This window comes from uncultured Dialister sp. (genome assembly GCF_900541605.1).
In the GTDB taxonomy this organism is placed as follows: Bacteria; Bacillota; Negativicutes; order Veillonellales; family Dialisteraceae; genus Dialister.
This window is the reverse complement of the sequence record NZ_UQKJ01000129.1, coordinates 1-4,940: the sequence shown is the minus strand read 5'-3', so window position 1 is coordinate 4,940 and position 4,940 is coordinate 1. Positions and strand designations below refer to the sequence as shown.

General features: G+C 51.1%; 6 protein-coding genes. 1 reads left to right on the top strand and 5 read right to left on the bottom strand.

The features are described from left to right. Positions 1–98: 98 nt before the first annotated feature. Both QZR21_RS07955 and QZR21_RS07950 read right to left on the bottom strand, forming a co-directional pair. A complete protein-coding gene (locus tag QZR21_RS07955; protein WP_296098677.1) occupies positions 99–440 on the bottom strand; it encodes a helix-turn-helix domain-containing protein in 342 nt (113 codons plus the stop codon). An 11-nt stretch (positions 441–451) separates the two neighbouring features. Beyond that, complete coding sequence (locus QZR21_RS07950) at positions 452–946, bottom strand: nitroreductase family protein (protein ID WP_296098675.1); 495 nt, start codon at positions 944–946, stop codon at positions 452–454. Between the two features lie 255 nt (positions 947–1,201). Here QZR21_RS07950 and QZR21_RS07945 point away from each other — a divergent pair, with 255 nt between their 5' ends. Then, entirely contained in the window at positions 1,202–1,756 is a 555-nt protein-coding gene (locus QZR21_RS07945; protein WP_296098673.1) for an NAD(P)H-dependent oxidoreductase, read from the top strand. 279 nt (positions 1,757–2,035) lie between these two features. Here QZR21_RS07945 and QZR21_RS07940 read toward each other — a convergent pair whose 3' ends face one another. The 3 genes from QZR21_RS07940 to QZR21_RS07930 are packed head-to-tail and all read right to left on the bottom strand — an operon-like array spanning position 2,036 to position 4,485. Continuing rightward, positions 2,036–2,332 (bottom strand): septum formation initiator family protein, encoded by a 297-nt coding sequence (locus tag QZR21_RS07940; protein WP_296098670.1) that lies wholly within the window; start codon positions 2,330–2,332, stop codon positions 2,036–2,038. Then, a complete protein-coding gene (locus QZR21_RS07935; protein WP_296098667.1) occupies positions 2,325–3,284 on the bottom strand; it encodes a D-alanyl-D-alanine carboxypeptidase family protein in 960 nt (319 codons plus the stop codon). Before QZR21_RS07935 ends, QZR21_RS07940 begins: the two co-directional genes overlap by 8 nt. Before the next feature lie 37 nt (positions 3,285–3,321). Continuing rightward, on the bottom strand, positions 3,322–4,485 hold the full coding sequence (locus tag QZR21_RS07930; RefSeq protein ID WP_296098664.1) for a M48 family metallopeptidase: 1,164 nt from the start codon (positions 4,483–4,485) through the stop codon (positions 3,322–3,324). Positions 4,486–4,940: the final 455 nt, after the last annotated feature.

Genomic DNA, 4,940 nt, shown 5'->3' with positions numbered 1-4,940 from the left:
TTGCATAAAAATCCAAGAATGAAATCTGACAACGATTTAATCAGTGCTTCCCTAAGAAGACAATCAAAAAGAGCCATGGTCTCCCATGACTCCTCCAATCATTTCAATTCTACCGGATGGATTTGATCCTTCATATATGTATTTCCCCAATCACACATGGCATTCACAATGGGAGACAGGGTCTTTCCGAATTCTGTCAGGCTGTATTCCGTCTTTGGCGGTACCACCGGATAGATTTTTTTATGAATGAGTCCCCGATTCTCCAGGTCATGGAGCTGCTGGGACAGCATCTTGGCGGTAACGTGGGGGATGATGTGCTGCAGCTGGCTGAAACGGAGTGTCTCGTGGGACAGGTGATAAAGAATGACGCACTTATACTTGCCCCCGATAACAGAGAGGGTCGCTTCAACGGGGCAGTTGAATACTTTAATTTCTTCCATACAGGCTCCTTTCAAAGGTAATGGACTTTCTTTTCATCAAAACGGCTATGGGCTTTCCCTTTATGTTTGGGATAGCCAAAGGGAATCACCGTAAAGGCTTCTTCTTCTTTCGGCATCCGGAGGATGGTGTGGACTGCATCCATTCGCTCCCGGATCGGCGCAATACCCAGCATGACGCCTCCCAGCCCCAGGCCTTCGATGGCAAGGAGCACATTTTCGGAAGCAATGGCGCAGTCGATTTCCCCATATTCCGGAAACCGGAGAGCTTCCCGGTCCCAGGAAATTACAAGCGCCGCCGGAGCATTGGCCACAGGGGAAGCATAGGGACTGGCTTTTGAAAGTTCATCAAGCCTCTTCCTGTCAGTGACCACATAAAACCGCCAAGCCTCTTCATCCCCCGCAGAGGGTGACTGCATGGCAGCGGAAAGAATTTTCTCTACTTTCTCTTTTTCCACCGGCCGGTCTTCAAACTGGCGGACACTGACCCGTGTAAATATTTCGTCCATATTGATTTTCCTTTCCGGATCCGGCAAGGGCCGGTCTCCTTTTTTTCATCAGCTACATTTTATGCCAAAACTGATTTTTATGTAAGAATGTACTTTTGGGTGAGTCACTTACTTTTTGTATATCATAAGTAGTCATTGTAAGCTGCTGTTCCTTTTATCACTTTATGACTTTGAAGTGCATTCTTCCCAAATCGCTCCTGTTTTCCTATAATATGGTCCATTCCATAACCTCTGTAATGCAGAAAGGAGATTCTTATGCCAAATATTTTAATCATTTCCGGCCACCCGGACCTGAAAACGTCCCTGGCTAATAAAACCATTCTAGAAACGCTGGATACATCGGACCTGCCCTTTGTCCTTCGCCGCCTGGACCTTCTTGGCTGGGACCTGGACGTGGAAAAAGAACAGTCCTATGTAAGAGAAGCGGATGTCATCGTATTCCAGTTTCCCCTTTACTGGTATTCCTACCCTGCCATCATCAAAAACTGGGTAGAAAAAGTCTTTGCCCATGGCTTTGCCTATGGTTCCAAAGGAACAGCCCTTACCGGCAAACATCTCATGGTATCCTTCACCGTAGGCGGCGGCAGTGACCATTATCGGAAAGGCGGGCAGAACCGGCATCCGGTAGAAGAATTTCTCTACAACTTTGAGCAGATGGCCGAGCTCTGTCACATGATCTATGAGCCGCCGGTGTATAGCTTCGGCAGCGCTTACATTCCCGGCGTCAGCACCGAAGAAGACCGGCAGCGGGTCATCAAAAATTCAAAAGACCATGGCCAGCGGCTTTTGGAGAGGCTGAAACAGTTCTGATAAAAAAGAATGTAAAAAGGAGCTGTGAATGAAAATATTTTTCATTTACAGCTCCTTTTTATAATTCCAGCTATGATTCCTGCGCAAGACGAAGGAAGCTCCCATTGAAGCGGCCCCGCCCTATGAATTTCCCGGCCGTTTCGCGGCCATACATTCGGCAAGAGCCCCTGTCAGGAACCGGACAAAAGCGCCGCAGGCGGGCCAGCTCAAGACAAAAAGCCCAGTGCCCCACTGATTTGCATGTACGCCCCGCCGCAGGGCTGCCGCCGGACATCGGTCCTATTTCACATAGGGAACTTCTCCCGGTTTCACAAGGCCCAGTTCATCCCGAGCCTTCTTTTCCAGTTTGGATGGATCCTCAAGGTCCTCCTTCTGGGTTTCCAGATTTTCCTTTTCCTCTTCCAGACGGGCCTTCTCTTTCACCAGTTCCGCTTCCTGCTGCTGCACCTTCACGAAGTGGTATACATTCTGTACCACCACGTAAGACGTAATGACCATGACAATGACGAAGATAATCCGAAGCAGCGGGCTATGGGGAAAGAGCCGCTTCAAAAAGGGAGTCTTTTTCTTACGCATGGGATTCCTTTGGTTCCTTTCCCAGCACCCGGTTCACAAATTTGTAAATTCCCGGTTCTGCTGCCAGAGCTGCCCGGTACTCATCTTCCGCCCGGGCTGCCGCAAAGCCGTAATCCAGCCAGGTCTTCACATCCTGCCACCGTTTCGGGTCATTGTAAAGGCCTACGATGATGAGCTTTCCATTTCTCTCTGCCGATGCTACAAGGCAGTCACCGGCCGCTTCCGTCATACCTGTCTTGATACCATTGGCCCCTTCATAGCCGCTGGAAAGAAATTCATTCCTGTTCTGCACATTCCGGTAAATACCATTCCGATAGGTCATGGGATAGGTCTTCCGCTTCACGATATCCCGGAAATCAGGATTTTTCATGGCATAGGCCGCAATTTTCACCATATCTTCCGCTGTGGTGTAATGGTTCGGATCTGTAAGGCCATTGGGATTGGCGAAATGGGAATCATGGGCTCCAATGGAGGCAGCCTTTTCATTCATCATTTCTACGAACCGGTCATAGGAACCGCCCACGGTTTCCGCCGTAGCCACGGCCGCATCATTTCCGGAAATCAGCATCATGCCATAGAGCATCTGGTGAAGGGAAATGGGCATATCCTTGCGGATGCCAAGATTCGTACCGTCCTGTTTAATGGCCCGGTCCGTAATCACTGCATTCTGTTCCAGCTTATCCTTTCCTTCCTCCAGGGCAATGATGGTGGTGAGGATCTTAGTGGTGCTGGCCGGATAGACGCGAAGGGTTCCTTCCTTATCGGCCAGCATTTCTCCCGTATTTCCATCAATCAGGGCCGCCGACACGGCACCGGTGGCAGGCGGAGGCGGGAGCTGCGGCTTCTTTGGCGGTTCCGGCGTAATGAGGGCCAGAATACCAAAAGCCACACCTGCACAAACAATAAATAAAATAACCAGGGCCAGTAATTTCTTCATAATCTTGATAATCATGTTCCTTTCTCAATGATGCCTGCTAACTATGCTCGATTCAACCGGCATCTGCAGAGGCGGCCTCTTTTTCCGCTTTTGCCTTGTCCGCTGTCACTTTTGCCTTTCGGGAATCAATAGCAAATTTTTCCTCCACCTTTTCGCCCCGATCTTTAGCAATCCCCTTATTCAGGTTGTCCACATAGAGCTTTCCGTTTTCCGTAGAAGCGAGGCTGTAAACCGCCGTACTTCCACAGTAGATGGTATTATCTTCCAGTACCGCATCAGGCACCTGTCCTGCATGGTACAGCTTGTCCAGTTTACCGGCGGTGAGGAATGTCCTCTCCTTATCCGTATACCGGCCGGCCGCTTCCGGCTGGAATGCCTTTTCTCCATTCACAAGGATCCATCCGTCCTTCACATCCACGTGGCCGCCGGAATAGGCCTTCATCCATTTCAGGTTTTTATTGATACGGTCACTTGTTTTCGGATGGTTTCCGGGAGCCAGCACCGACTTGATGCCGGAAGGGGAACTTTCCCCGTATTTGTTATAGAGCACCTGCATGGCGGCTGCCCCGACACCGGGGTTATATCCTGCCTCCACCAGGTACTGGAAGCCCCAGTCATCGGCTTCCTTTTCCTGGTCCTTTGTGAAGACCGCATTGGACACGTAGTTGGCTGCAATATTTCCTAACAGGTACTCTCCATAGGATGCATCGCTTCCCAGGTAAATATCCAGGGCCGTAATGAGGCCCACCCGTTTCTTGACTCCATTTACACTGTGCCGTTTCTCACCATGGGAAATTTCATGGGCCATGACATAGGCCAGTTCATCATCATCAAAGGCATCGAGGGAGCCCTTATTCACACAGAGCACGCCGCCCAGGCTCATGGATGCATTGATATCTTCATCCGGGGAAACGTAGACCTTGTAATTCCGATCCACTGCCCCCGTATCGCAAAGGTTCCGATAGATTTCCTGCACCCGGTTGTCCGCTTCCGCCGAATCATAGACCCCGGTCTGCTGCTGGCACTCCGCAAGGAACTGCTGCCCTCCATGGTCATCCAGCCGCTGGTAATAATTGGAAATGAAAAGAAGTGCCGCCGCCCCATAGAGAATTTTCTGTGTCGTCGTAGCCGCTTCCACTTCCGCCGGTGCTGCCAGGCCGCCGATGCAGGCCACAGCCAGCAGGGCCGCTGTCATTTTTTTCTTCCACTGTTTCATATTCTCATGCCTCCCGGGAGAATACAGATAAGTCTCGTATATTGTACCATTTTTACGGGTTCCGTGGTATGAGGTTTTTGAAACAGGGGAACAGGACTATTTCAGTTTGTCGAGCTGTTGGGAGCTGGTGGTTAGGGGACGGGCCACTCGTATAGATGGGGCTAAGGGTGGTGGGTGAACATCGCTACGCTCGTTCACCGGGTTGTGGGCGCTTCGCGCCAGGGGCATAAGGTAAATCAGCCTGCGGCGCTCCCTTTAGCTAACCTCCGTCGCCTACGGCGCCACCTCCTTCCCGAGGAAGGAGGCTAACCATCTGCGGCTCCGCCGCCAGTGGAATCCTAATGACTCTGCACAAATAACGTGAAATTGACACAACAGTCGGCCCCTTCCTCGGGAAGGGGCTGCCCACGGGGCTGGGGTTAGCTGAAGGGAACTGATGGGACTGGCCCAGAGGG

What these genes read in the sequence shown, in the direction of transcription:
- QZR21_RS07955 (WP_296098677.1), bottom strand. Translation starts at nt 440, where the DNA reads ATGGAAGAAATTAAAGTATTCAACTGCCCCGTTGAAGCGACCCTCTCT.
- QZR21_RS07950 (WP_296098675.1), bottom strand. Translation starts at nt 946, where the DNA reads ATGGACGAAATATTTACACGGGTCAGTGTCCGCCAGTTTGAAGACCGG.
- QZR21_RS07945 (WP_296098673.1), top strand. Translation starts at nt 1,202, where the DNA reads ATGCCAAATATTTTAATCATTTCCGGCCACCCGGACCTGAAAACGTCC.
- QZR21_RS07940 (WP_296098670.1), bottom strand. Translation starts at nt 2,332, where the DNA reads ATGCGTAAGAAAAAGACTCCCTTTTTGAAGCGGCTCTTTCCCCATAGC.
- QZR21_RS07935 (WP_296098667.1), bottom strand. Translation starts at nt 3,284, where the DNA reads ATGATTATCAAGATTATGAAGAAATTACTGGCCCTGGTTATTTTATTT.
- QZR21_RS07930 (WP_296098664.1), bottom strand. Translation starts at nt 4,485, where the DNA reads ATGAAACAGTGGAAGAAAAAAATGACAGCGGCCCTGCTGGCTGTGGCC.